General features: G+C 63.1%; 25 protein-coding genes. 7 read left to right on the top strand and 18 right to left on the bottom strand.

What is annotated here, in order from left to right; all coding sequences use genetic code 11:
• Positions 1–14 precede the first annotated feature (14 nt).
• Together K4G67_RS08535 and tgt are read left to right on the top strand one after the other, a co-directional pair.
• Positions 15–626 (top strand): alpha-ketoglutarate-dependent dioxygenase AlkB, encoded by a 612-nt coding sequence (locus K4G67_RS08535; protein WP_239805965.1) that lies wholly within the window; start codon positions 15–17, stop codon positions 624–626.
• Between the two features lie 10 nt (positions 627–636).
• Positions 637–1,758, top strand: coding sequence for a tRNA guanosine(34) transglycosylase Tgt (tgt, locus tag K4G67_RS08530; protein WP_239805964.1), 1,122 nt, complete (start codon positions 637–639; stop codon positions 1,756–1,758).
• Positions 1,759–1,777: 19 nt separating this feature from the next.
• Here the strand turns inward: tgt and K4G67_RS08525 are convergent, their stop codons facing one another.
• Together K4G67_RS08525 and rpsD are read right to left on the bottom strand one after the other, a co-directional pair.
• On the bottom strand, positions 1,778–1,969 hold the full coding sequence (locus K4G67_RS08525) for a hypothetical protein (protein WP_239805963.1): 192 nt from the start codon (positions 1,967–1,969) through the stop codon (positions 1,778–1,780).
• A 144-nt stretch (positions 1,970–2,113) separates the two neighbouring features.
• Complete coding sequence (gene rpsD, locus K4G67_RS08520; protein WP_239805962.1) at positions 2,114–2,728, bottom strand: 30S ribosomal protein S4; 615 nt, start codon at positions 2,726–2,728, stop codon at positions 2,114–2,116.
• Positions 2,729–2,926: 198 nt separating this feature from the next.
• On the opposite strand from rpsD, the gene K4G67_RS08515 reads away from it, so the two are divergent.
• A complete protein-coding gene (locus tag K4G67_RS08515) occupies positions 2,927–3,241 on the top strand; it encodes a chorismate mutase (protein ID WP_239805991.1) in 315 nt (104 codons plus the stop codon).
• A 9-nt stretch (positions 3,242–3,250) separates the two neighbouring features.
• Here the strand turns inward: K4G67_RS08515 and K4G67_RS08510 are convergent, their stop codons facing one another.
• From K4G67_RS08510 to K4G67_RS08465, 10 genes are all read right to left on the bottom strand, one after another.
• Entirely contained in the window at positions 3,251–3,976 is a 726-nt protein-coding gene (locus K4G67_RS08510; protein WP_239805961.1) for an RNA methyltransferase, read from the bottom strand.
• Positions 3,973–4,437, bottom strand: a complete 465-nt coding sequence (gene nrdR, locus K4G67_RS08505; protein ID WP_239805960.1) for a transcriptional regulator NrdR — start codon at positions 4,435–4,437, stop codon at positions 3,973–3,975. Before nrdR ends, K4G67_RS08510 begins: the two co-directional genes overlap by 4 nt.
• The gene (locus tag K4G67_RS08500) at positions 4,438–4,626 is read right to left on the bottom strand and encodes a hypothetical protein (RefSeq protein WP_239805959.1); all 189 of its coding nucleotides are present in this window, start codon (positions 4,624–4,626) and stop codon (positions 4,438–4,440) included. It lies immediately after the preceding gene.
• The gene (gene glyA, locus K4G67_RS08495; protein ID WP_239805958.1) at positions 4,623–5,918 is read right to left on the bottom strand and encodes a serine hydroxymethyltransferase; all 1,296 of its coding nucleotides are present in this window, start codon (positions 5,916–5,918) and stop codon (positions 4,623–4,625) included. Before glyA ends, K4G67_RS08500 begins: the two co-directional genes overlap by 4 nt.
• A gap of 36 nt (positions 5,919–5,954) precedes the next feature.
• Positions 5,955–6,392 carry a ribose 5-phosphate isomerase B gene (rpiB, locus tag K4G67_RS08490; protein ID WP_239805957.1) on the bottom strand — a complete coding sequence of 146 codons (438 nt, stop codon included), beginning with the start codon at positions 6,390–6,392 and terminating at the stop codon, positions 5,955–5,957.
• Between the two features lie 104 nt (positions 6,393–6,496).
• Positions 6,497–7,012 carry a DUF2059 domain-containing protein gene (locus K4G67_RS08485; RefSeq protein ID WP_239805956.1) on the bottom strand — a complete coding sequence of 172 codons (516 nt, stop codon included), beginning with the start codon at positions 7,010–7,012 and terminating at the stop codon, positions 6,497–6,499.
• Positions 7,013–7,095: 83 nt separating this feature from the next.
• Positions 7,096–9,114: an RNA polymerase sigma factor RpoD gene (gene rpoD / locus K4G67_RS08480; RefSeq protein ID WP_239805955.1), complete on the bottom strand. Its 2,019-nt coding sequence runs from the start codon at positions 9,112–9,114 to the stop codon at positions 7,096–7,098.
• Positions 9,107–11,035: a DNA primase gene (gene dnaG, locus K4G67_RS08475; RefSeq protein WP_239805954.1), complete on the bottom strand. Its 1,929-nt coding sequence runs from the start codon at positions 11,033–11,035 to the stop codon at positions 9,107–9,109. The genes rpoD and dnaG overlap by 8 nt, the downstream gene beginning before the upstream one ends.
• A gap of 82 nt (positions 11,036–11,117) precedes the next feature.
• Positions 11,118–11,792 (bottom strand): hypothetical protein, encoded by a 675-nt coding sequence (locus tag K4G67_RS08470; protein ID WP_239805953.1) that lies wholly within the window; start codon positions 11,790–11,792, stop codon positions 11,118–11,120.
• On the bottom strand, positions 11,792–12,253 hold the full coding sequence (locus tag K4G67_RS08465; RefSeq protein ID WP_239805952.1) for a GatB/YqeY domain-containing protein: 462 nt from the start codon (positions 12,251–12,253) through the stop codon (positions 11,792–11,794). The genes K4G67_RS08470 and K4G67_RS08465 overlap by 1 nt, the downstream gene beginning before the upstream one ends.
• A 152-nt stretch (positions 12,254–12,405) precedes the next feature.
• Here K4G67_RS08465 and carA point away from each other — a divergent pair, with 152 nt between their 5' ends.
• Complete coding sequence (gene carA, locus K4G67_RS08460) at positions 12,406–13,590, top strand: glutamine-hydrolyzing carbamoyl-phosphate synthase small subunit (RefSeq protein WP_239805951.1); 1,185 nt, start codon at positions 12,406–12,408, stop codon at positions 13,588–13,590.
• 3 nt (positions 13,591–13,593) lie between these two features.
• Here the strand turns inward: carA and K4G67_RS08455 are convergent, their stop codons facing one another.
• Positions 13,594–13,953 (bottom strand): hypothetical protein, encoded by a 360-nt coding sequence (locus tag K4G67_RS08455; RefSeq protein ID WP_239805950.1) that lies wholly within the window; start codon positions 13,951–13,953, stop codon positions 13,594–13,596.
• Positions 13,954–13,997: 44 nt separating this feature from the next.
• On the opposite strand from K4G67_RS08455, the gene carB reads away from it, so the two are divergent.
• Both carB and greA read left to right on the top strand, forming a co-directional pair.
• Complete coding sequence (gene carB, locus K4G67_RS08450; RefSeq protein WP_239805949.1) at positions 13,998–17,339, top strand: carbamoyl-phosphate synthase large subunit; 3,342 nt, start codon at positions 13,998–14,000, stop codon at positions 17,337–17,339.
• A 97-nt stretch (positions 17,340–17,436) separates the two neighbouring features.
• A complete protein-coding gene (gene greA, locus K4G67_RS08445) occupies positions 17,437–17,910 on the top strand; it encodes a transcription elongation factor GreA (RefSeq protein ID WP_239805948.1) in 474 nt (157 codons plus the stop codon).
• A gap of 58 nt (positions 17,911–17,968) precedes the next feature.
• On the opposite strand, the gene K4G67_RS08440 is transcribed toward greA, so the two are convergent.
• The 5 genes from K4G67_RS08440 to K4G67_RS08420 all read right to left on the bottom strand — a co-directional run bounded on the left by K4G67_RS08440 (position 17,969) and on the right by K4G67_RS08420 (position 20,349).
• Entirely contained in the window at positions 17,969–18,214 is a 246-nt protein-coding gene (locus K4G67_RS08440) for a DUF4170 domain-containing protein (protein ID WP_239805947.1), read from the bottom strand.
• A 150-nt stretch (positions 18,215–18,364) separates the two neighbouring features.
• On the bottom strand, positions 18,365–18,904 hold the full coding sequence (locus K4G67_RS08435; protein ID WP_239805946.1) for a hypothetical protein: 540 nt from the start codon (positions 18,902–18,904) through the stop codon (positions 18,365–18,367).
• 41 nt (positions 18,905–18,945) lie between these two features.
• Entirely contained in the window at positions 18,946–19,263 is a 318-nt protein-coding gene (locus tag K4G67_RS08430) for a hypothetical protein (RefSeq protein WP_239805945.1), read from the bottom strand.
• Positions 19,263–19,694 (bottom strand): phage holin family protein, encoded by a 432-nt coding sequence (locus tag K4G67_RS08425; RefSeq protein ID WP_239805944.1) that lies wholly within the window; start codon positions 19,692–19,694, stop codon positions 19,263–19,265. The genes K4G67_RS08430 and K4G67_RS08425 overlap by 1 nt, the downstream gene beginning before the upstream one ends.
• A gap of 88 nt (positions 19,695–19,782) precedes the next feature.
• Positions 19,783–20,349, bottom strand: coding sequence for a hypothetical protein (locus K4G67_RS08420; RefSeq protein WP_239805943.1), 567 nt, complete (start codon positions 20,347–20,349; stop codon positions 19,783–19,785).
• A gap of 278 nt (positions 20,350–20,627) precedes the next feature.
• Between K4G67_RS08420 and eno the strand changes: the two genes are divergently transcribed.
• Positions 20,628–21,914, top strand: coding sequence for a phosphopyruvate hydratase (gene eno, locus K4G67_RS08415; RefSeq protein WP_239805942.1), 1,287 nt, complete (start codon positions 20,628–20,630; stop codon positions 21,912–21,914).
• Positions 21,915–21,984 lie beyond the last annotated feature (70 nt).

Below are 21,984 nucleotides of genomic sequence, written 5' to 3'. Positions count from 1 at the left end.
CCATATCGCGCGAAATGCCTGTTCAGCCCGACCTTTTCGCCGACGAAGCGCCGCCCGCAGCGCCGCCCGGCCTGACTTTCGCCGAACCGGCGATCGACGCGGAATGGGAACGCCGTCTGGCGCGCAAGATCGACGACAGCGGTTTGGAACCCTTTCGCTTTCAACAGTGGACGGGAAAGCGGCTGACCCGCTCGTTCGGGTGGCATTACGATTTTACGGGCGGCGGCCTGCGCCGGGGCGAGCCGCTGCCCGACTGGCTGCTGCGGTTGCGCGGCACCATTGCGGCGTCATTCGGCGAAGATGCCGCGGCGTTCGAGCAGGCTTTGGTCATCCGCTACGATCCGGGGGCGGGGATCGGCTGGCATCGCGACAGACCGCAGTTCGGGCGCGTGATGGGGCTTTCGCTCGGCGCGGCGGCGGAGATGCGGCTGCGTTTGCGGCGCACAGATGGCGGGTTTGAGCGGTTCAGCGTGCCGCTCATCCCACGTGCGGCCTACCGGCTCGACGGCGTGGCGCGGCGCGATTGGGAGCATTCCATCCTCCCCATGAACGCGCCGCGTTGGTCGGTGACATTCCGTTCGCTGGCCCGCAACGCCAGGCGTGACGGCGCGTTTCAACGCGGCTAAGAACGGCCGCATGACCCGATTTTCGTTTTCCATCGACGCCCGCGACGGCCGGGCGCGCACCGGCGCCATTACCATGCAACGCGGCACGATCCGCACGCCCGCCTTCATGCCCGTCGGCACCGCCGCCACGGTCAAGGCGATGAAGGTGGAGGACGTGCGCGCGACCGGCGCGGACATCATCCTTGGCAATACCTATCACCTGATGTTGCGGCCCGGCGCTGAACGTGTGGCACGGCTCGGCGGGTTGCATGCGTTTATGGGGTGGGACCGCCCGATCCTGACCGACAGCGGCGGTTATCAGGTGATGAGCCTGTCGGATCTGCGCAAGATCACCGAGGAAGGGGTCACGTTCAAAAGCCACCTCGACGGTTCGAAGCATGCGCTGACCCCGGAGCGGTCGATGGAGATACAGCGTCTGCTCGGCTCCGACATCGTGATGGCGTTCGACGAATGCCCGCGGGCGGATCAGTCGCGCGATGTCATCGCGGCCTCCATGGAAATGTCCATGCGCTGGGCCAGACGCAGCCGCGACGGTTTCGACGCGGGGGGCGAGCATGCGCAGCGCGCCGCGCTGTTCGGCATACAGCAGGGCGCGCTGGACCGGGATTTGCGCCGGATTTCAGCGGAAAAACTGACCGAGATCGGCTTTGATGGCTATGCCATCGGCGGGCTCGCCGTGGGTGAGGGGCAGGAGGCCATGTTCGCCACGCTGGATTTCGCGCCGGGGCAATTGCCGGACGACCGGCCCCGCTATCTCATGGGGGTGGGCAAGCCCGACGACCTTGTCGGCGCTGTGGAGCGCGGTGTCGACATGTTCGATTGCGTGTTGCCATCGCGGTCGGGCCGCAACGGGCAGGCCTTCACATGGAATGGGCCGATCAATATTCGCAATGCGCGCTTTGCCGAAGATACGGACCCGGTCGATCCGCGCTGCGCCTGCGCGACCTGCGGCAAATATACGCGGGCGTATCTGCACCACCTTGTCCGTTCCGGCGAGATTTTGGGCGCGATGCTGATGACGGAACACAACCTGTCGTTTTATCAGCAATTGATGCAGGCGATGCGCGACGCGATCGGCGCGGGGCGTTTTGCGCAATTCGCGGCGCAATTCCGGAGCGATTACCTGCGGTAATAGCAGCCGGTTCGCGCGGTCATGCGGCAATCGACGTTGCGGCCGCCGGTTCGACCTCGCGCATCTCCAGCCTCGTTTCGCAATATTGGAAGAATTCGCCGCTGCCGTCGTTGAGATAGCCGGCGCCGATCGAACAGGCGTGACGCTGTGCAATGGCAAGGGTCGGATACCATTTGCCGGTCTTGTTCGGAGTGATGAAGCGATATTCCATAGTAGCGGAACAATGCGCAAACATCGCAGACGGTTCCCGGCGAAACACATTGAAACATAAGGGCATAGCAGGCGTACGCCGCCCATGAAAAAGGGCGGGAATAACCCGCCCTTTCCATCGTTCGTAGCGTGTCGGAAACACCGATCAGCGCGAGTAGAACTCGACCACCAGATTGGGCTCCATCTTCACCGGATAGGGCACCTCGTCGAGGGTCGGCACGCGGGTGAAGGTCACCTTGTCGTCGCCGTCGACTGACACGTAATCGGGAATTTCACGCTCGGGCAGGCTCTGCGCCTCGATGACGAGCGCCATTTCCTTCGCCTTGTCGCCGAGCGAGATCACGTCGCCGACGAAGCAACGGCGCGAGGGGATGTTGCACTTCACGCCATTGACCTTGATGTGGCCGTGGTTGACGATCTGACGCGCGGCGAAGATCGTCGGCGCGAATTTCGCACGATAGACGATCATGTCGAGACGCTGCTCGAGCAGGCCGATGAGGTTCTGGCTGGTATCGCCCTTGATGCGCGCGGCTTCCTGATAGGTGCTCTTGAACTGCTTCTCGGTGACGTCGCCGTAATAGCCCTTGAGCTTCTGCTTCGCGCGAAGCTGCAGGCCGAAATCGCTGACCTTGCTCTTGCGGCGCTGGCCGTGCTGACCGGGGCCGTAGGAACGCTTGTTCACCGGGGAATTGGGACGACCCCAGATGTTTTCGCCCATCCGGCGATCGAGCTTGTGCTTGGCGCTCTTGCGCTTCGACATGACATGTCCTTTCAAAAATGCAATCGCCGCCCGGAATGGCGGCGCTTCAACCCGGTATCGCTCCGGCGGGCCGCAATGCCCGCCGTGGCTGCCGCTTCACCGGGGTGCGGAGCCATTTTGCGTGGCGCGCCCATCGCAGATATGCGCCGCGGCGTCAAGCGTCTCGACAATGGCGCGCGGTACAGGCAGACGTGGGGCATGACCGATACGACAATACCCGCCAGCCAATGCACCACCATGGAAGAGGTGCGCGCCGGCGTCGATGACACCGACCGGCGCATCGTCGCGCTTCTCGCAGAACGCTTTGCCTATATGCGCGCAGCCTCCCGGATCAAGCCGACGCGCGACGCGGTGCGCGACGAACCGCGCAAGCGTGCGGTAATCGACGCCGCCATCGCCGAGGCGGAGAATCACGAGATACCCGCCGATTTCGTCGCCCGCATGTGGGAGGACATGGTCGAAACGTCGATCGCATATGAAATGCGCCACTGGGACGCGCGCCGCGGCGGATAGACGCCCGGATCAGTCGCGCGGGCTCCGCTCCAGCGCCGAGAGCACCCCGCGCATCGCCCGCACCTCCAGCGCATTCCAGCCAGGCTTGGTCAGCATCGTGCGCAGGGTCCGCCGCGTCGCGGTCGCGCGGCTTGGCGGCAGGAAATAGCCTTTGGGCTCCAGCATGGTTTCAAGCTGCCCGATCATCCCCTCAAGCTCGGCCTGCGGAGCGGGAGGCAGGGTGTCCTCCTGCGTCGGTTGGGCGAGGGGGCGCTCGCGTCCCGCCGCCTTCGACCATTCGTAGGACAGGAGGATGACCGCCTGCGCGAGGTTCAGCGAACCAAACTCCGGATTGATCGGCACCGTCACAATCGTGCGGGCAAGCGCGACGTCGTCGGTTTCGAGGCCCGACCGTTCCGGCCCGAACAGGATGGCGTGTCGCCCATCGTCGCGGATCATCGCATCGGCGGCGGCTTCCGGAGTGAGGACGGGCTTCGTGACGCCGCGCTTTCGCACGGTCGTTGCATGGACATGCTCGCAATCGGCCACCGCATCCGCCACCGTGTCGAACACTCGCGCGCGTTCGAGCACGACATCCGCGCCCGCCGCCGCCGGCCCGGCCGAAGGGTTGGGCCATCCGTCGCGGGGGGCGACGAGCCGCATTTCGACCAGACCGAAATTCAGCATGGCGCGCGCCGCCTTGCCGATGTTTTCGCCCAGTTGCGGCCGCACGAGCACGATGACGGGGGCGGTCATGGTTTTGCCGCCGCGCCGGTTACCGCACTGGCGAATTGTTCGAAATCGCGGGCTTCGCTGAAATCGCGATAGACGCTGGCGAAACGGATATAGGCAACAGGGTCGAGCTGACGAAGGCCTTCCATCACCATTTCGCCGATTGCCGCCGCGTCGATTTCCGGCTCGCCGCGGGTTTCCACCTGCCGCTGCACCCCGGACACCAGTTGATCGATGCGCTCCTGCGCGATGTCGCGCTTGCGACAGGCGAGCGATACGGCATGTTCGATCTTCGCCCGGTCGAACGCCTCGCGGCGATCACCGCTCTTGAGCACGGTGATCTCGCGAAGCTGTATGCGCTCGAACGTGGTAAAGCGGGCGCCGCAGCCTTCGCATTGGCGCCGCCGCCGGATCGCGGTGTTATCCTCGGTCGGGCGGCTGTCCTTTACCTGGCTGTTGTCATTGGCGCAAAATGGGCAGCGCAATCAGATCTTTCCTTTTGCCTTCGCATAGCCGAGGCCGCCACCCACGACGCCGCCGATAAGCGGGCCGACGAACGGCACCGGAATGGCGATCAAGGCGCCGATCGCACCCCATTTCAAAGCGGTCTTGGTTTCCGGCGTCATGCCTTCGTTCGGGCGTTTGTCGTAATCGTTCATATCATCGGTCCTCATGCGTAGATCGGGAATCGATCGCACAAGGCTTCGACGCGTTCGCGGACATTGCGTTCCACATCGGCGTCGCCGTCCTCACCCTTCGCGCGCAATCCGTCGAGCACATCGGCAAGCATGTTGCCGATCTCGCGGAACTCCTCCGGACCGAAACCGCGCGTGGTGCCCGCCGGCGTGCCGACGCGAATGCCGCTCGTCTTGACCGGCGGAAGCGGATCGAACGGAATGCCGTTCTTGTTACAGGTAATGCCGGCGCGTTCCAGCGCCTCGTCCGCATCCTTGCCCGTCACGCCGAGCGGGGTCAGATCGACCAGCACGACATGCGTATCAGTGCCGCCCGACACGATTTCGGCGCCACGTTCCTTCAACGTGGTGGCAAGCGTGCGGGCATTCTCGATCACGCGCGCGGCGTAATCCTTGAATTCGGGGCGCAGCGCTTCGCCGAACGCCACGGCCTTCGCGGCGATGACATGCATGAGCGGCCCGCCCTGAAGGCCGGGAAACACGGCGGAATTGAGCTTCTTCGCCAGCTTCTCGTCATTGGTCAGGATCATGCCGCCGCGCGGACCGCGCAATGTCTTGTGCGTGGTGGTCGTCGCGACATGCGCGTGGGGGAAGGGGGAGGGGTGGGCACCGGCCGCGACCAGCCCTGCAAAATGCGCCATGTCGACATGCAGGATCGCGCCGACCTTGTCCGCGATTTCGCGCATGCGGGCAAAATCGATGATGCGGGGATAGGCGCTTCCGCCCGCGATGATCAGCTTGGGCTGATGCTCCGTCGCGAGGCGCTCTACCTCGTCATAATCGATGAGATGGTCGTCCTTGCGCACGCCATATTGCACCGCGTTGAACCATTTTCCTGACATCGCGGCGCGCGCACCATGCGTCAAATGCCCGCCCGCGTCTAGGCTCATGCCCAGGATCGTGTCGCCCGGTTTCACACAGGCGAGCATGACCGCGCCGTTCGCCTGCGCGCCCGAATGCGGCTGTACGTTGGCATAGTCGCATCCGAACAGCTGTTTTGCCCGATCGATGGCCAGCGTTTCGACAGCATCGGACGGGCCGCAACCCTGGTAATAACGCTTGCCGGGATAGCCCTCGGCATATTTGTTGGTGAGGACCGAGCCCTGCGCCTCCAGCACCGCCTTCGACACGATGTTTTCCGACGCGATCAGCTCGATCTGCTTCTGCTCGCGATTCAACTCGGCGCCGATGGCGTCGGCCACGGCGGCATCGGTGCTGGCAAGGTCGTCGGTGAAGAAGCCGGGGGCGCGGATCGCGGTTTGGGTGGTCATGGCATCAGGTCCGTTGCAACGAGAGGGATCGGCGGTTCAGCAGGAAGGATTGGAGAGCTTGTCGACGCGGCCCGCATGGCGGCCCCCGCCGAATTCGGTCGAGAGAAAGGCGTCGAGGCAGGCTTTCGCCATGTCCGGGCCGGTCAGCCGCGCACCCATGGCGATACAGTTCGCATCATTGTGTTCGCGGGCCAGCGCGGCCGAAAGCGGTTCGGATACCAGTGCGCAGCGGCACGCGGCGTTCCGGTTCACCGCCATGGAAATACCAATGCCGGAGCCGCACAGCGCCACGCCGAATTGCGCGGTGCCATCGGCGATTACGGAGGCGAGGGCGTAGCCGTAATCGGGGTAATCGACACGCGCGTCGGTTTCAGGGCCGAGATCGGCGACCTCGTGCCCCTGCTCGATCAGCCAGTCGCGCAATTCCGCCTTCAACGCGACGGCGGCATGGTCGGAGGCGATGGCGATAAGCATGAGAGAAGCTCCTGCAACAGATGCGCCCGCCCATAGGGCGCGATCCCGCGATGCGCCACCCCCTTGGCGCATGGCAGCGGCGATTTATCGACCGAAACCGCGGCTCATTCCGCGTCCTGCGTCTTCAGATAGGCGACCACCCGCGTCTCAACGCGTTGGCGCAGTTCGGGCATCATGGCCATGATTTCAGCCATATAGGCCTGGTTCGCGGCGGCAAATGCGGGATTGCCGATCATCTTCACCGACCGCGTGAGAAAGGTCGAACCGGTCGGTGTTTTGACGAAATCGGCAATGTCGCGCAATTCCGCTTCGGTGAACTCGTCGCGATAGGCGATCGCATATGAATCCATGAGCGCGGGTATGTGCCGCGCCAGCACGTCCTTGCTATCGGCGAGAAAACGGTTCGTTTCCTCCTCCACGATGGCGCGCACGCCGGGCGGGACATCTGCGCCTACGGCGCTCATCATCTGCGCCACCGCGGCATCGGCGGCACCGCCGAACATTGCGGCCCGCTCTTCCTCCGGATAGGCGTCGGCAACAATCTGCCGGGCGAGGGCGAGCGCGCTTTGTTCATCCGCGTGGGCCGGCGCGGCGAAGAGCGCACCGATCATGGCGGCCATGGGAAATCCCATGCGAATCATGTTGGACATCATGCAAAAAACCCCTCTCCGAACGGTCGGAGAGGGGCTTGGATCAGGCGGGCCTACTGGTCAAGGAAGCTGCGCATCTTGCGGCTGCGGCTTGGATGCTTGAGCTTGCGCAGCGCCTTCGCTTCGATCTGGCGAATACGTTCGCGCGTGACGGAAAACTGCTGCCCGACCTCCTCCAGCGTATGGTCGGTGTTCATGCCGATGCCGAACCGCATGCGCAAAACGCGTTCCTCACGCGGGGTCAGGCTGGCGAGGACGCGGGTGACCGTTTCCTTCAGATTGGCCTGAATTGCGGCATCGACCGGAATGATCGCGTTCTTGTCCTCGATGAAATCGCCAAGATGCGAATCCTCCTCGTCGCCGATCGGCGTTTCGAGGCTGATCGGTTCCTTGGCGATCTTCATCACCTTGCGAACCTTTTCAAGCGGCATGGACAGCTTTTCGGCCATCTCCTCCGGCGTGGGTTCGCGGCCCTGATCGTGCAGGAACTGCCGGCTCGTACGGACCAGCTTGTTGATCGTCTCGATCATGTGGACCGGGATGCGGATCGTGCGCGCCTGATCGGCGATGGACCGCGTGATGGCCTGACGAATCCACCATGTCGCATAGGTGCTGAACTTGTAACCGCGGCGGTATTCGAACTTGTCGACCGCCTTCATCAGGCCGATATTGCCTTCCTGAATGAGGTCGAGGAATTGCAGCCCGCGATTGGTGTATTTCTTGGCGATGGAAATCACGAGGCGCAGGTTCGCCTCAACCATTTCCTTCTTCGCGATCCGTGCCTCGCGCTCCGCCTTCTGCACCATGTTCACAATGCGGCGGAATTCGGGCAGGCTCATGCCGGTCTGTGCCGCGATGTCCGAAATCTCGATGCGGATACGCTCGACCGAATCGGCCTCCTTCTCGGCGAAGGCGGCCCATTTCTTGTCCTTGCCCGCCATTTCGGAGAGCCAGTTTTCGTCCAGTTCCTTGCCGATATATTCCTTGAGGAAGTCGGCGCGCTTCACCTTGTGCCGTTCGGCAAGGCGAAGCATCTGCCCGCCAAGCGCGGTCAGACGGCGGTTGAAGGCATAGAGATTGTCGACGAGAAACTCGATCTTCGTCGCGTGGAACTGCATGCTCTCGACCTCGGCCGTGAGCTCGTCCGACAGGTTCTCATATTGCGTCTCGCGCGCCTCGGGAAAGCTGTCGCCGCGGGCCAGCGATTCCATCCGGTCGGTCTGCAATGTCTCGAACTGCCGGAACAGCGTCGTGATCCGGGCAAAACGTTCGATTGCATCGGGTTTGAGCGCGGCTTCCATCTGCGCGAGGGAGAGCGTGTTGTCCTCTTCCTCCTCGTCGTCGCGCTTCGACTTTTCGCCGTCCTCGCCATCTTCGGAATCGCTGTCGTCGTCGTCGTCATCGTCGTCTTTGAACGACGGGCCGGCGGTTTCCTCGCTGATTTCGCCGTCCTTGCCGTCATCCTCGTTCTCGAGGTTTTCGGGCGCCGGCTCCTTCGACAGCATCGCGTCGAGATCGAGAATCTCGCGAAGCTGCATTTCTTCGTTATTGAGCGCTTCGGACCAGTGGATGATCGCGTGGAAGGTGATCGGGCTCTGACACAGGCCCATGATCATCATGTCGCGGCCCGCCTCGATTCGCTTGGCGATGGCGATCTCGCCCTCGCGGCTGAGCAGTTCGACCGCGCCCATTTCGCGCAGATACATGCGGACCGGATCGTCGGTCCGCTCGTTCGTCTCTTTCTTCTTGGCCGGGGCCTGATGCTCGGTCTTGGGATCCTTCGCATCCGCGGCATCGTCGGCAATTTCATCGACGCCGCCCGCATCCGAACCGTCCGAATCGCCGTCGCCTTCGGAATCGTCGTCGCTTTCCACGATATTGACACCCATCTCGCTGATCGCGGACATCACATCCTCGATCTGCTCGGACGACATCTGATCCTGGGGCAGCGCCTCGTTCAGTTCGTCATAGGTGATGATGCCGCGCTTCTTGGCACGCGCGATCAGCTTCTTGATCGCGCCTTCGTTCAGATCGATGAGCGGCGCATCGCCGGTTTCGCCCTTGTCAGCCATGTTCGGTCGTTCTGCTCTTTCCTGCCGTATCGTCCGCGACATTTGCGGATGGTGTCCCTCGCGAGGCTGCCATTTGCACAAGACGGCGTTCGAATTCCAGTTTTCTGTTAAGCAAACGCTGCTGCTCCACAAAAGCTCCCTGCGGATCTTCTGCGAAACGCGCGGTCGCGTCGGCCAGCGCCGCCTCGATCGCCGGTTTTTCGACCAGCAGTCCGATGGCTTCCGCCAGTTCTTGCGTGGCTTCGGCCGGCGTTGTTCGATCGGTCAAGAAGGCAAATCGCATGCCGCCGATCGTCTCCCTGTCGGGCAGGGCCAGTCCACGTGCTTGCAATATGGCCGCAATATCATTTGTTTCAAGCGGTTTTCTGCGCCCTGTCCCGTCATTGGCCATGCTCTCATCGACAAGCGAGAGCATCGCGTCCAGCAAGGCAGCATGCTGCGGATTGTCGGGATGAAGCCGGGCGAGCCGCTCGGCATAATGGTCCAGGCATTCGGGATGGCGCATCAATCCGACGAGGATCGCGGCTGTGAGACGACCTGCGGCTGCGCGTAGAGTGTTGGCCTTGATACTAGCTGAGGGTGGAGCAATCGCGGGCCGCCGGTCGAAACCGCGATTTCCCGCCGGTGGCCGCACGAAACCCTGGCCCCGTTCGCGCCGGGGAAAGGCGAACGCCCCGTAGCGATCGAGCAGTTCGCGGCGATAGAGCGAGCGTATGTCACTGTCCGCGATGGTGTCGACATGGGCGAGCAGGCGGCTCTTCAAACCCGCCTTGTCCTCCGGCGTCGAAAGCGGCGCGGCGGCGCGTTCGTGGCGCCAGATGATCTCGGCCAGCCCCTCGCCTTGTTTGAGAAGTTCGGCAAACGCACCGGCGCCGTCGCGGCGGATGAGATCGTCGGGGTCCATGCCTTCGGGCAGGGTACAGATCCGAAGGCTGTGTCCCGGGCGCAGCATCGGAAGCGCCCGCGATATCGCCCGCATCGCCGCGCGTTGCCCCGCCGCATCGCCATCGAAACACAGCACTGGCACGGGAACGAGCCGCCACAATATCTCCAGCTGCGCATCGGTCAGCGCGGTGCCCATCGGGGCCACGGCATCCGCAATTCCCGCATCGGCGAGTGCGACGACATCCATGTACCCTTCGACGACGACGATCCGGTTCGCCTGCCGCGACGCAGGTGCGGCACGGTGGAGGTTATAGAGCGTGCGGCCCTTGTCGAAGACCGGCGTTTCGGGCGAATTGAGGTATTTCGGCGCCTTGATAGCGGTATCGAGTATCCGCCCGCCAAAGCCGACGACGCGTCCCCGGCGATCCTGAATCGGGAGCATGAGCCGCCCGCGAAACCGGTCATAGGGGGGCTTGTTCTCGACATCGATGAGCAGGCCCGCCTCGACCAGCATTTCGGTCGGAAAGCCCGACAGCGCTTCCTTTATCGCGCCGCGCGAATCGGGTGCATAGCCGAACCCGAATTCGCGCACCGCTTTTTCCGAAAAGCCCCGCTGGCCAAGGTATTGCCGCGCCATGTGCCCCATGTCGGAGGCAAGATTGCGGACCATCCACGCCTGCGCCTCGGCGAGCACGTCGTGCAGCGTGGCGCGCTGTTCGGCCGCCTGCGCCGCGCGGGGATCGGGGGCGGGCATTTCAAGGCCCGCCTCGCTCGCCAGCTCCTTGACCGCGTCGATAAAGGGCAGGCCGCGCTGATCCGTAAGCCAGCGGATGGCATCGCCATGCGCACCGCAGCCAAAGCAATGGTAGAACCCTTTTGCGTCATTGACGTAGAAACTGGGCGTATTTTCGTTGTGGAAGGGGCAGCACGCCTTGAACTCGTGCCCCGCCTTCTGCAGGCGCGTGGTCCGGTTGACGACCGCGGAAAGCGTGATCCGCGATCGCAATTCGTCCAGCCATTGCGGGGAAAGCGCCATGGCCGCCTCCCTGCGCGGATGAAGCGCCGAAATCAAGCCGCGCTTGCGACGCCCCCTCGCGGCTCCGCCGACGTTCGCCGATTCAGCAGCCGCCCGTCGCCTGTTGTGCGGGGGCGGGGCCCTCGGCCGTGCCGATCCTGCCGCCGGCGATAAGCTGATAGGCCTGCGCCGGACCGGCGGGCGGCAGCGTGCCCTGCCAGAAGAACGTGATCGGCGACCCTGCGCGCCAACCCTCACCGCCGACCACGGAATAGAACAGCCCGCCATTGACGCAGCGAACCTCGAGCCGTGCATCGCCGCCGAGCGCGGCCTGTGCCTCGGCTTCCGCGAACCCGGCCACGCCCGCATAGCCGAAGACGGGGACGGCGGTGCGAAACGCGCTCGCCCGTTCGTCCGGGGTCACGCGCATTACATAGGTGAAGATCGTGGTTTCGGGCAGTTCGGCCGGGTTGCAGGCGGTTCCGCTGGTCTCGATCGGACAGGCGACGAAGGATTCGATCGTGCCCGTGGTTCCGTCCGGCCCTTCGAAGCTGGACCGTATCATCGGCCCGCGCGGACCCTGAATGCGGGGGCCAATCATGCTTCGCGCGAAATCTTCGGTATGGAGAAGCTCGCCATCTTCCGGCTCGGCATCGTCGATCACCTGCTCGGCAACGGTTTCTTGCCGAGCCGGTTCGCCCTGCGAACACGCGCCGAGCACGACGGTCAATGCGCCCATCGCGACGAGGCGCGGCGTTTCTGCAATCCGCCCCATCATCAGGCCAGGCTTTCCTTTACCAGGCGGCTGGCGTTGCTCATGTCGAGGACCGCGCCGTGCCGCGCTTTCAATTCCGCCATGACCTTGCCCATGTCCTTCATCCCGGTGGCGCCGGTGTCGGTTTTGATCTTTTCGATCGCGCCCTTCGTTTCCGCCTCGTTCATCTGCTGCGGCAGGAATTCCTCAATCACGGCGAGCTCGCCCTGTTCCGCCTGTGCGAGTTCGGTGCGGCCGCCCTCATTATACATCGCGATCGATTCCTTGCGCTGCTTCGCCATTTTCTGAAGCACCTCGATCACCATGGCATCGTCATCGGCCGGCTGGCCCGATGCGTTCCCAGCGCGCATCTCGATGTCGCGGTCCTTGATCTTGGCGAGAATCAGGCGGACCGCGGCCAGCCGTTCCTTGTCCTTGTCCTTCATTGCCTGAATCTGGGCGGATTTGATCGTGTCGCGCAGCATGTGCCATGTCCATTCGTATAGGAGATTGGTTGAACCGCGTCGGTAGCGGTAAAAACGTCGCGTTCCTAGCTTGACCGCCGCCCCGCGCGAGGCTAGCCGCTGGGCCTTAGCGAACATCGCCGAACCACTGGACAAGAACGGAGCGCCCACACATGGCCGACGCCGCAACTACGCATGCGCCACAACCAAAGGGAGCGACCGCCGCTCTGGTTTTCGCGGATGGTCATGTGGCGTGGGGCAGGGGCTTTGGCGCGACCGGCCACGCGGTTGGCGAGATGTGTTTCAACACCGCCATGACCGGGTATCAGGAGGTGATGACCGATCCCTCCTATGCCGCGCAGGTGGTGTGCTTCACCTTCCCGCATATCGGCAATGTCGGATCGAATGCGGAGGATGTCGAGGGCGCGGTGGATAGCGCGGTCGGATGCGTCGTGCGCGAGGATGTCACCGACCCGTCCAATTTTCGCAGCATGGGCGACTTTCCCGCCTGGATGCGGGAGAATGGAAAGATCGGCATCGCCGGGCTGGACACGCGCGCGCTGACCCGCCGCATCCGCGTGCAGGGGGCGCCCAATGTCGCGATCGCGCACGATCCCGATGGCAATTTCGACATTCCCGCGCTGCTTGCCCGGGTGCAGGGGTGGCAGGGGCTCGAAGGACTGGACCTTGCCGGACCCGCGAGCCGCGAGGTGCAGGAAAGCTGGACCGGCGACGTGTGGGAACTGGGCACCGGTTATGGCGCCGCGGCGGACGAGGCGCGCCCGCATGTTGTCGCCATGGACTTCGGGGCGAAGGACAACATTTTCCGCAATCTGGTGCGGGCAGGGGCGCGGGTGACCGTGGTCCCGGCACGCGCCACGGCGGATGAGATCATGGCGCTCGAACCCGATGGCGTGTTCCTGTCGAACGGGCCGGGCGATCCGGCGGCGACGGGCGAATATGCGGTGCCGGTGATCCGCGCATTGCTCGATCGCGACGTGCCGATCTTCGGCATATGTCTGGGGCATCAGATGCTGGCGCTGGCCGCCGGTGCGAAGACGACCAAGATGCATCAGGGGCACCGCGGCGCCAACCACCCGGTGCAGCGCGTCGGCGAAACCTGGGGCGACACCCAAGGGTTGGTCGAGATTACCAGCATGAACCACGGCTTTGCGGTCGATGGCGACACGCTGCCCGATGGAGTGGTGGAAACGCACCGCTCGCTTTTCGACGGGACCAATTGCGGGATTTCGATCCGCGGCAAGAAGGCGTTCGGAGTGCAGTATCACCCAGAGGCTTCGCCGGGACCGCAGGACAGTTTCTACCTGTTCGAGAGGTTCGTGGGTGAGTTGGGGTGAGGGTCAGATCTTTGAATAGATACCACGCGTTGCATGTCTGGCTTCCCCAACAAGGCGAAAGACCCCTCCGATGGTGGTGAAGTTACAGCCACCCTCTTTCGCAGCTCCGGGTAGTTCAGAATTGAACAAAGACTTTGTGAACGAACCTGTACGAAAGAGCTGTTCATAGGCTCTGATTAATTCGGATTCGGTGACGCCTTCTTCATATGGTCGTCCGCCGCGGTTGTTAGGGATAAGGTAGATCAAAGCACGTTCGCCCCGCCTCCGGCCCCAGCCTTTTACCCAAAAACGAGTTTTTGCCTCGGGCTTGGGTATCTCCGTGCCCGAGGTTGCAACGGCTTCTATTCTCCTGATGATATCCATCCAAAAGCTCCTCTTGCGATTATCGGAGGTTAATAGCCTTAATTATGCCCAAACGCACTGACATCTCATCCATCCTCGTCATTGGCGCGGGGCCGATCATTATCGGGCAGGCTTGCGAGTTCGACTACTCGGGCACGCAGGCGATCAAGGCTTTGAAGGAGGAGGGCTACCGCGTCATCCTCGTCAATTCCAATCCGGCCACGATCATGACCGACCCGGAAATGGCCGACGCCACCTATGTCGAGCCGATCACGCCCGAATTTGTCGAGAAGGTGATCGCGAAGGAGCGGCCCGATGCCGTCCTGCCGACCATGGGCGGGCAGACCGCGCTGAACTGCGCGCTGACGCTGGCCGAAACGGGGGTGCTCGACAAATATGGCGTGCAGATGATCGGCGCCGATGCCGACGCCATCGACAAGGCCGAAAACCGCCAGCGTTTCCGCGAGGCGATGGACAAGATTGGCCTCGAAAGCGCACGCTCGGGCATCGCCCATTCGATGGAGGACGCGCTCGCCGTGCTGGAACGCACGGGCCTGCCCTCGATCATCCGGCCGAGCTTTACGCTGGGCGGCACGGGCGGCGGCATTGCGTATAACCGCGCAGAGTTCGAGAAGATCGTGCGCGAGGGGCTGGAGGCCAGCCCCAAGACCGAAGTTCTGATCGAGGAATCGCTGCTCGGCTGGAAAGAATACGAGATGGAAGTCGTCCGCGACCGGAACGACAATTGCATCATCATCTGTTCCATCGAAAACGTCGATCCGATGGGCGTGCACACCGGCGATTCCATTACCGTGGCGCCCGCGTTGACGCTGACCGACAAGGAATATCAGATCATGCGCAACGCCAGCATCGCGGTGCTGCGCGAGATTGGCGTGGAAACCGGCGGTTCGAACGTGCAATTCGCCGTCAACCCGGACGATGGCCGCCTCATCGTGATCGAGATGAACCCGCGCGTGTCGCGGTCGTCGGCGCTGGCGTCCAAGGCAACGGGCTTTCCGATCGCGCGCGTCGCCGCGAAGCTGGCGGTGGGCTATACGCTGGACGAGATTACGAACGAGATCACGGGCGCCACTCCGGCGAGTTTCGAGCCGACGATCGATTACGTCGTGACGAAGATCCCGCGCTTTGCCTTCGAAAAGTTCAAGGGCGCCGACAATCGCCTCTCCACCGCGATGAAATCAGTGGGCGAAGTCATGGCGATCGGCCGCAATTTCAAGGAATCGATGCAGAAGGCGCTGCGCGGTCTGGAGATCGGGCTGGACGGTTTCAACCGGATCGAGGAACTCGAAGGGGCGACAAAGGATCGGATCGTCGAGGCCTTGTCGGTTGCGCGGCCCGAACGGCTGGTCGTCACGGCGCAGGCGTTTCGCGAGGGGCTGAGCGTGGACGAGGTCCATGCCGTCACGAAATATGACAAATGGTTCCTGCGCCACATTCACCAGATCATCGCCGAGGAAAGCATCATCCTGAAGGAAGGTGTGCCCCGCACGCGCGAGGGTCTGCTCCGGCTCAAGGCGATGGGCTTTTCGGACAAGCGGCTCTCGACGCTTGCCGTGCGCAGCATTGGCGTGGCGGGCGGCATGGCGGAGACACAGGCGAAGCGGTCCGGCCTGCTGCACGATGCGATCAAGGCGATGGCGGGCGGCACGTCTGAAGACGAGATCCGCGAATTGCGCCACAAGCTCGGCGTGCGGCCGGTCTTCAAGCGTATCGACAGCTGCGCCGCGGAGTTCGAGGCGATCACGCCCTACATGTACTCCACCTATGAACAGCCATTGTTCGGGGAGGCGGAGAACGAAGCTGACCCCACCGACGCGAAGAAGGTCGTGATCCTTGGCGGCGGTCCGAACCGGATCGGTCAGGGGATCGAGTTCGACTATTGCTGCTGCCACGCCTGTTTCGCGCTCGGCGATGCGGACAAGGGCGGGGTCGGTTACGAAACGATCATGATCAATTGCAACCCGGAAACGGTCAGCACCGATTACGACACCTCCGACCGGCTCTATTTCGAACCGCTGACGGCGGAGGATGTGCTTGAGATTCTCGATGTGGAGCGGTCGCGTGGCACGCTGCATGGTGTGATCGTACAGTTCGGCGGGCAGACGCCGCTTAAACTCGCGCAGGCATTGGAGGATGCGGGCATTCCCATCCTCGGCACTTCGCCGGACGCCATCGACCTTGCCGAAAGCCGGGAGCGGTTTTCCGCGCTCGTCAACAAGCTGGGGCTGAAGCAGCCGGCGAACGGCATGGCGCGCAGTCAGGAAGAGGCGCGGGCGATCGCGGCGCGCATCGGCTTTCCCGTGCTCATCCGCCCGTCCTATGTTCTTGGCGGGCGCGCGATGGAAATCGTGGATAGCGAGGCGCAGCTCGATCAGTACATGGAAACCGCCGTGCACGTGTCGGGCGATCAGCCGGTTCTGATCGACCAGTATCTGCGCGATGCGATCGAATGCGATGTGGATGCGATCTGCGACGGGACCGACGTTGTCGTTGCCGGCGTGATGCAGCATATCGAAGAAGCGGGCGTGCATTCGGGCGACAGCGCCTGCTCGCTCCCACCCTACAGCCTGCCCGCCACGGTCATCGCGGAGATGGAGCGTCAGGCCGAGGCACTCGCCCATGCGTTGAAAGTCGTCGGGCTGATGAACATTCAGTTCGCGGTGAAGGACGGGGAGGTCTACCTGATCGAGGTGAACCCGCGTGCGAGCCGGACCGTACCTTTCGTCGCGAAGGCCATCGGGCAGCCGATCGCAAAGATCGCCGCGCGCGTGATGGCGGGCGAAAGGCTCGCCGATCTTCCGGTTATCGACCGGCATGTCGACCATGTCGCGGTGAAGGAGGCCGTGTTCCCGTTTGCCCGTTTCCCCGGCACGGACCCCGTATTGTCGCCGGAAATGAAATCCACGGGCGAGGTCATGGGGATCGATGCCGACTTCACCGCCGCCTTCATCAAGTCGCAGTTCGGGGCGGGCGCGAGCCTTCCGGAAAAGGGCATCCTGTTCGTATCGGTGAAGTCGACGGACAAGCAGACGATCCTGCCCGCGGTGCGCAAGCTTTCCGACAATGGTTTCGATGTCATCGCCACCTCCGGGACCGCGCGCTTCCTGTCCGAAAACGGCATTGCCGTCGATATCGTGAACAAGGTCGCGGAAGGCCGTCCGCATATCGTCGACCGGATCGTGGATGGCGATGTGGCGCTCATCTTCAACACGACCGAGGGTTGGCAAAGCCTGAAGGACAGCAAGTCGATCCGCACCGCCGCGCTGGAAGAGCGCGTGCCCTCCTATACCACCGCGGCGGCATGTGTGGCCGCCGCCGATGCGATCATCGCACAACGCGGCGGAAAGCTTGAAGTACGATCGCTTCAGTCCTATTATAGCGGATGAATTGACGACACATCGCATTTAGCGGGCAAACCGGTCGCCTTCCATCTGGCAAGGCGGCCGGTTTTCCTGTCCCACAAGAGTAAGGATTGGTTTCAAAATGGCCGTCGAAAAAGTCCCCATGCTGGCCGAGGGCTACGAAAAGCTGACGGCGGATCTGAAGGCGCTGCGCGAGGAACGCCCCCGGATCGTGGACGCCATCGAAGAGGCGCGTGCGCATGGCGACCTGTCCGAAAACGCCGAATATCACGCGGCGAAGGAGCGTCAGGGACAGGTCGAGGCGAGCATTGCCGATCTTGAGGATCGCGTCAGCCGTGCACAGATCATCGACCCCGCCACGCTTTCCGGCGACAAGGTCGTGTTTGGCGCAACCGTCAGCATGCTGGACGAGGATGACAAACCGATCCGCTATCAGATCGTCGGACAGACGGAGGCCGATGCGAAAAAAGGCCGCATCAGCTATTCCAGTCCGATGGGCCGTGCGTTGATCGGAAAGAAGGTTGGCGAGGAAATCGAGGTCACCGTGCCGTCGGGTGAAAGGTTCTACCTCATCGACAAGATCGAATTCATCTGAACCATGCCGGATAGGACATGGAAAAAGGCCCCGGATCGCGCGATCCGGGGCCTTTTTCTTATTCGGGGTCGGCAATCTTTTCATGATCGGCGAGATGCGGCTCCAGCAGGCGATGAAGATGCACGATCACATATTTCATTTCGGCATCGTCCACCGTGCGCTGCGCCGCGCTACGCCAGGCGTTCTCGGCGCTGTCGAAATCGGGGTAGACACCGACCAGATCGACCTGCTCGAGATCCTCGAATTCGATGCCGCGCGGGTCCTTGACCCGGCCGCCCAGAACGAGATGCAATTTCTGTCCCATCGCGCGTTGCTACCTTATGCTGCGGAATATTGTTGACGAGAAGCGACCGCGCGTCGTTCCTCGCAGTTCGCTTGCGTGCGGTAAACGAAAACGGCTTCGGCGCAAGACTTGCAAGCCTTGCCCCAAAGCCGGTTTTTCGACGTTACGCAATCAGCGGCGCAGACGAGAGACAAGGGTGCGGCCCTCGCGCATGGTGGAATGGGCCGCGCGTTCCAGCGTGTCGGCGGTCCGCTCACCCGCGCGCGATGCGCTGTCGATGGCGCTTTCGCCCGCGATCCGCGCGCTTCCGGTAAGGGCGCTCGTCGCCTCGGCGATGCTGTCGCCGATTTCCTCGAGCTTTTCCTGACTCGCATTGCTGGCGTCCTCTGCCATTTCGAGCAATTGCGCGCCATAGGTCGCGGCCAGTTCGGCAATCGTGCCGCCCGCGGCCATGACCGAACCACGGACCTTGCGGCCCGGACGGCCGGGCAGGGACACCGCGATGATTGCGCCGACCGCGAGCGCGCCCGCGACCGCGATGAACGGGTGTTCGCTCACGAAATCCTTCGTGGCAACCGCCGCGTCGCCGGCCCTGCTGCGCGCAGGGGCGGTGCTTTCGGCGATCCGATCCTGCGCCGCGGACACGCGGTCGGACAGGGTCGGCTTGGTTTCGGGTTCGGGATAAAGCTCCGTATTGGCTTGGTTCTGCATGAAAAATTCCTTGTAATTGGGGGGTATGGCCTCGCGCGGGATCAATAGTCCTCGTCGTCCGATCCGAACCCGAACAGGCCGGCGATACCGCCGATCATGGCACCGAGCACCGGCCGTCCCACGAACCACGCAACGAGCGCGGCCGCGCCGGCCTTGACCGCCTGGGGATGTTCGGATGCCGTTTCGCTCGCCTTGTCCGACAGGTGCCTGCCTTCTTCGGTGAGGCGGTTCTTGATCCGCGTGCCGACGCCGGCTGCGTCGAGATCGGCTTGCACGAGCGCCTTTTGCGTGTCGAACACGGTATGGGCGGCGCCGCGCAGCCGTTTCGCCTCCAGGACTTCGCTTTCTGTGACAGGCATTAACGGCTCTCCGTCCGGTCGGTGGTGGAAATGACGGTCTGCACATGGCGGAGCCGCTTCTGACCGGACTTCGCCAGGCCCAAAGCCACGAGCAGATAGACCAGTGTCACAACGGCGGTGGAGCCCCAGATCGTGATGAGCGTGCCCAGCGCGATGATGAGCCCGACCGTAAAGCCAATACCGGCCAACAGCGCAACGACCGCCGCCGCACCGAACCTGCCGACGATACCTCCAGCCTGTCCGGCGCCATAGGCGACGCGCTTCTTCTGAAAATCGAGTTCCGCCTCGGCCACCATCTTGCCATCGTCGATGAGCGCGCGAACGTCATCGAGCAGCGAGCGTTCGGCCGCCGGATCGGTTTCGATATGGGTATCGTAGGGGTCCGCGGGGTTCACCCGCGGATCGCCTGCGTCGGTATAGCTTTGTGTCATGCCAGCGGCCCCGTTTCGATCGCCTGGAGATTATCGCGGGCCGAAATGGCGCCCGTCGATCGGATCATCGTTTTCGATGTCGAGGCGATCACTTGCCCGAACGGAAAAGGCGAGCAAGCATGTAACCGGTCGCGGCAGCGATGCCGACGGCGGTGCCGGGGTTGGACCGGATATAGGTGCGCGTATCCTCGGTCAGCTCCTCGATGCTCTTGGAATCAAGCTTGGCGGCCTGCTCTTCGAGAGTGCGCGAGGCGGAACGGGCATAATCGCCATATTTCGGGCCGAGCTTTTCATCGAGAGTCGCGGCGTTTTCGTTGATCATGCGGCTGAGCGAGGTCAGGCCTTCGCTGGCCTTCGCCTTGCCCTGATAGGCATAATCGTTGGCCTTGGCCTTTGCCTGATCGCCATAGGCGGCGGCGTCGCCCTTGAACTGGCCGCCCTTTTCGTTGGCGCGTTCCTTGTACTGATTGCCGCGATCGAACGCCTCGGCCTTTAGCGCGGCGGCACCCGCCTTCGCTTCGTTCAGCGCGTTGGAGAAGCGCGACTTCGCCTCCGTCTTGTGATCGACGCCCAGCGTTTCGCGGTCGGTCGCGGTGGTCGCGCCCATGGCCGGGGTGGTGGTTGCGGTCGGTTCGGTGCTGATGGGGTCTGCCATGATAATTGTAATCCCTTCGTTGTTCGCCCCGGCGTTCGGGCGGTCTTGTGGCCGGATGCGCAATATTTCCGGCGGTTCTTTCAATCGTGCACGGGGGGAGCGCTATTCTCCCGCGCTTGTTGCCGCATTAACGGCTGTTGCCAGTCAAGGTTCCGGGAATTAGGGCGCTTTACGGATAGAGACGTAAGCATATTGCCTGCGACGCTTTTCCAATATCTTGCCGATGGTCGCCAACCGGCCCGTGCCGGGTATCGCCAGACAGAAGGAACGATTGAGCCATGACCGCCATTATCGACATCCATGCGCGTGAAATTCTCGACAGCCGGGGCAACCCCACGGTCGAGGTCGACGTCCTTCTCGAAGATGGTTCGATGGGGCGGGCGGCGGTCCCCTCCGGCGCGTCGACCGGCGCGCACGAGGCTGTCGAACTGCGCGATGGCGACAAGGATCGCTACATGGGCAAGGGCGTCACGAAGGCCGTCGATGGCGTGAACGGCGAAATCGCCGACCTCATCATGGGCCTCGACGCGGAGGATCAGCGCGACATCGACCTCGCCATGATCGACCTCGACGGCACGGCGAACAAGGGGCGGCTCGGCGCGAATGCCATGCTTGGCGTCAGCCTCGCTGTCGCGAAGGCGGCGGCGGCGGCGCGCGGCCTGCCGCTTTATTCCTATGTCGGCGGGGTTTCGGCGCACACGCTTCCGGTGCCCATGATGAATATCATCAATGGCGGCGAACATGCCGACAACCCCATCGATTTTCAGGAATTCATGGTCATGCCCGTCGGCGCCGACACGCTGAGCGAGGCGGTGCGATGGGGCGCGGAAATCTTTCACACGCTGAAAAAAGGCCTGTCGGAAAAGGGGCTTTCGACCGCGGTGGGCGACGAGGGCGGCTTTGCCCCCAACCTTGCGGGCACGCGCGACGCGCTCGATTTCATCATGCAGTCGGTCGAGAAGGCGGGCTTCAAGCCGGGCGAGGATGTCGCCATCGCGCTCGATTGCGCGGCGACCGAATTCTACCGCGACGGAAAGTATGAGATTTCGGGCGAGGGGCTTTCCCTCGACGGGGCCGAAATGGCCGATTACCTGGCAAAACTGTGCGAGGCCTATCCGATCCTCTCGATCGAGGATGGCATGGGTGAGGACGATCTCGACGGGTGGAAGGCGCTCACCGACAAGGTCGGCGACCGGGTCCAGCTTGTCGGTGACGACCTTTTCGTGACCAATCCGGAGCGTCTGACCATGGGCATCGGCAAGGGGCTGGCCAACTCGCTTCTGGTAAAGGTCAATCAGATCGGGACGCTCACCGAAACGCTGGAGGCTGTCACGATTGCGCAGCGCGCCGGATACACCGCGGTGATGAGCCATCGTTCGGGCGAGACCGAGGACAGCACCATCGCCGATCTCGCCGTGGCGACCAATTGCGGACAGATCAAGACAGGCTCGCTCGCCCGTTCCGACCGGCTTGCCAAGTATAACCAGCTGATTCGGATCGAGGAAGAGCTCGGCGCGAGTGCATGGTATCCTGGCCGCGCGGCATTCGGGCGTCTCGCGGGGTGATGCCGCGATAATCCCTCGTTACGAAAAACGGCGGTTTCGGCGCGAAACAGGCACCGGGCCGATTGCGATA

Origin of the sequence: Croceicoccus hydrothermalis (assembly GCF_022378335.1) — a bacterium.
Lineage (GTDB): Bacteria > Pseudomonadota > Alphaproteobacteria > Sphingomonadales > Sphingomonadaceae > Croceicoccus > Croceicoccus hydrothermalis.
Note: the sequence above shows the minus strand (reverse complement) of the source record. Positions and strands in the feature narration are given on the sequence as shown.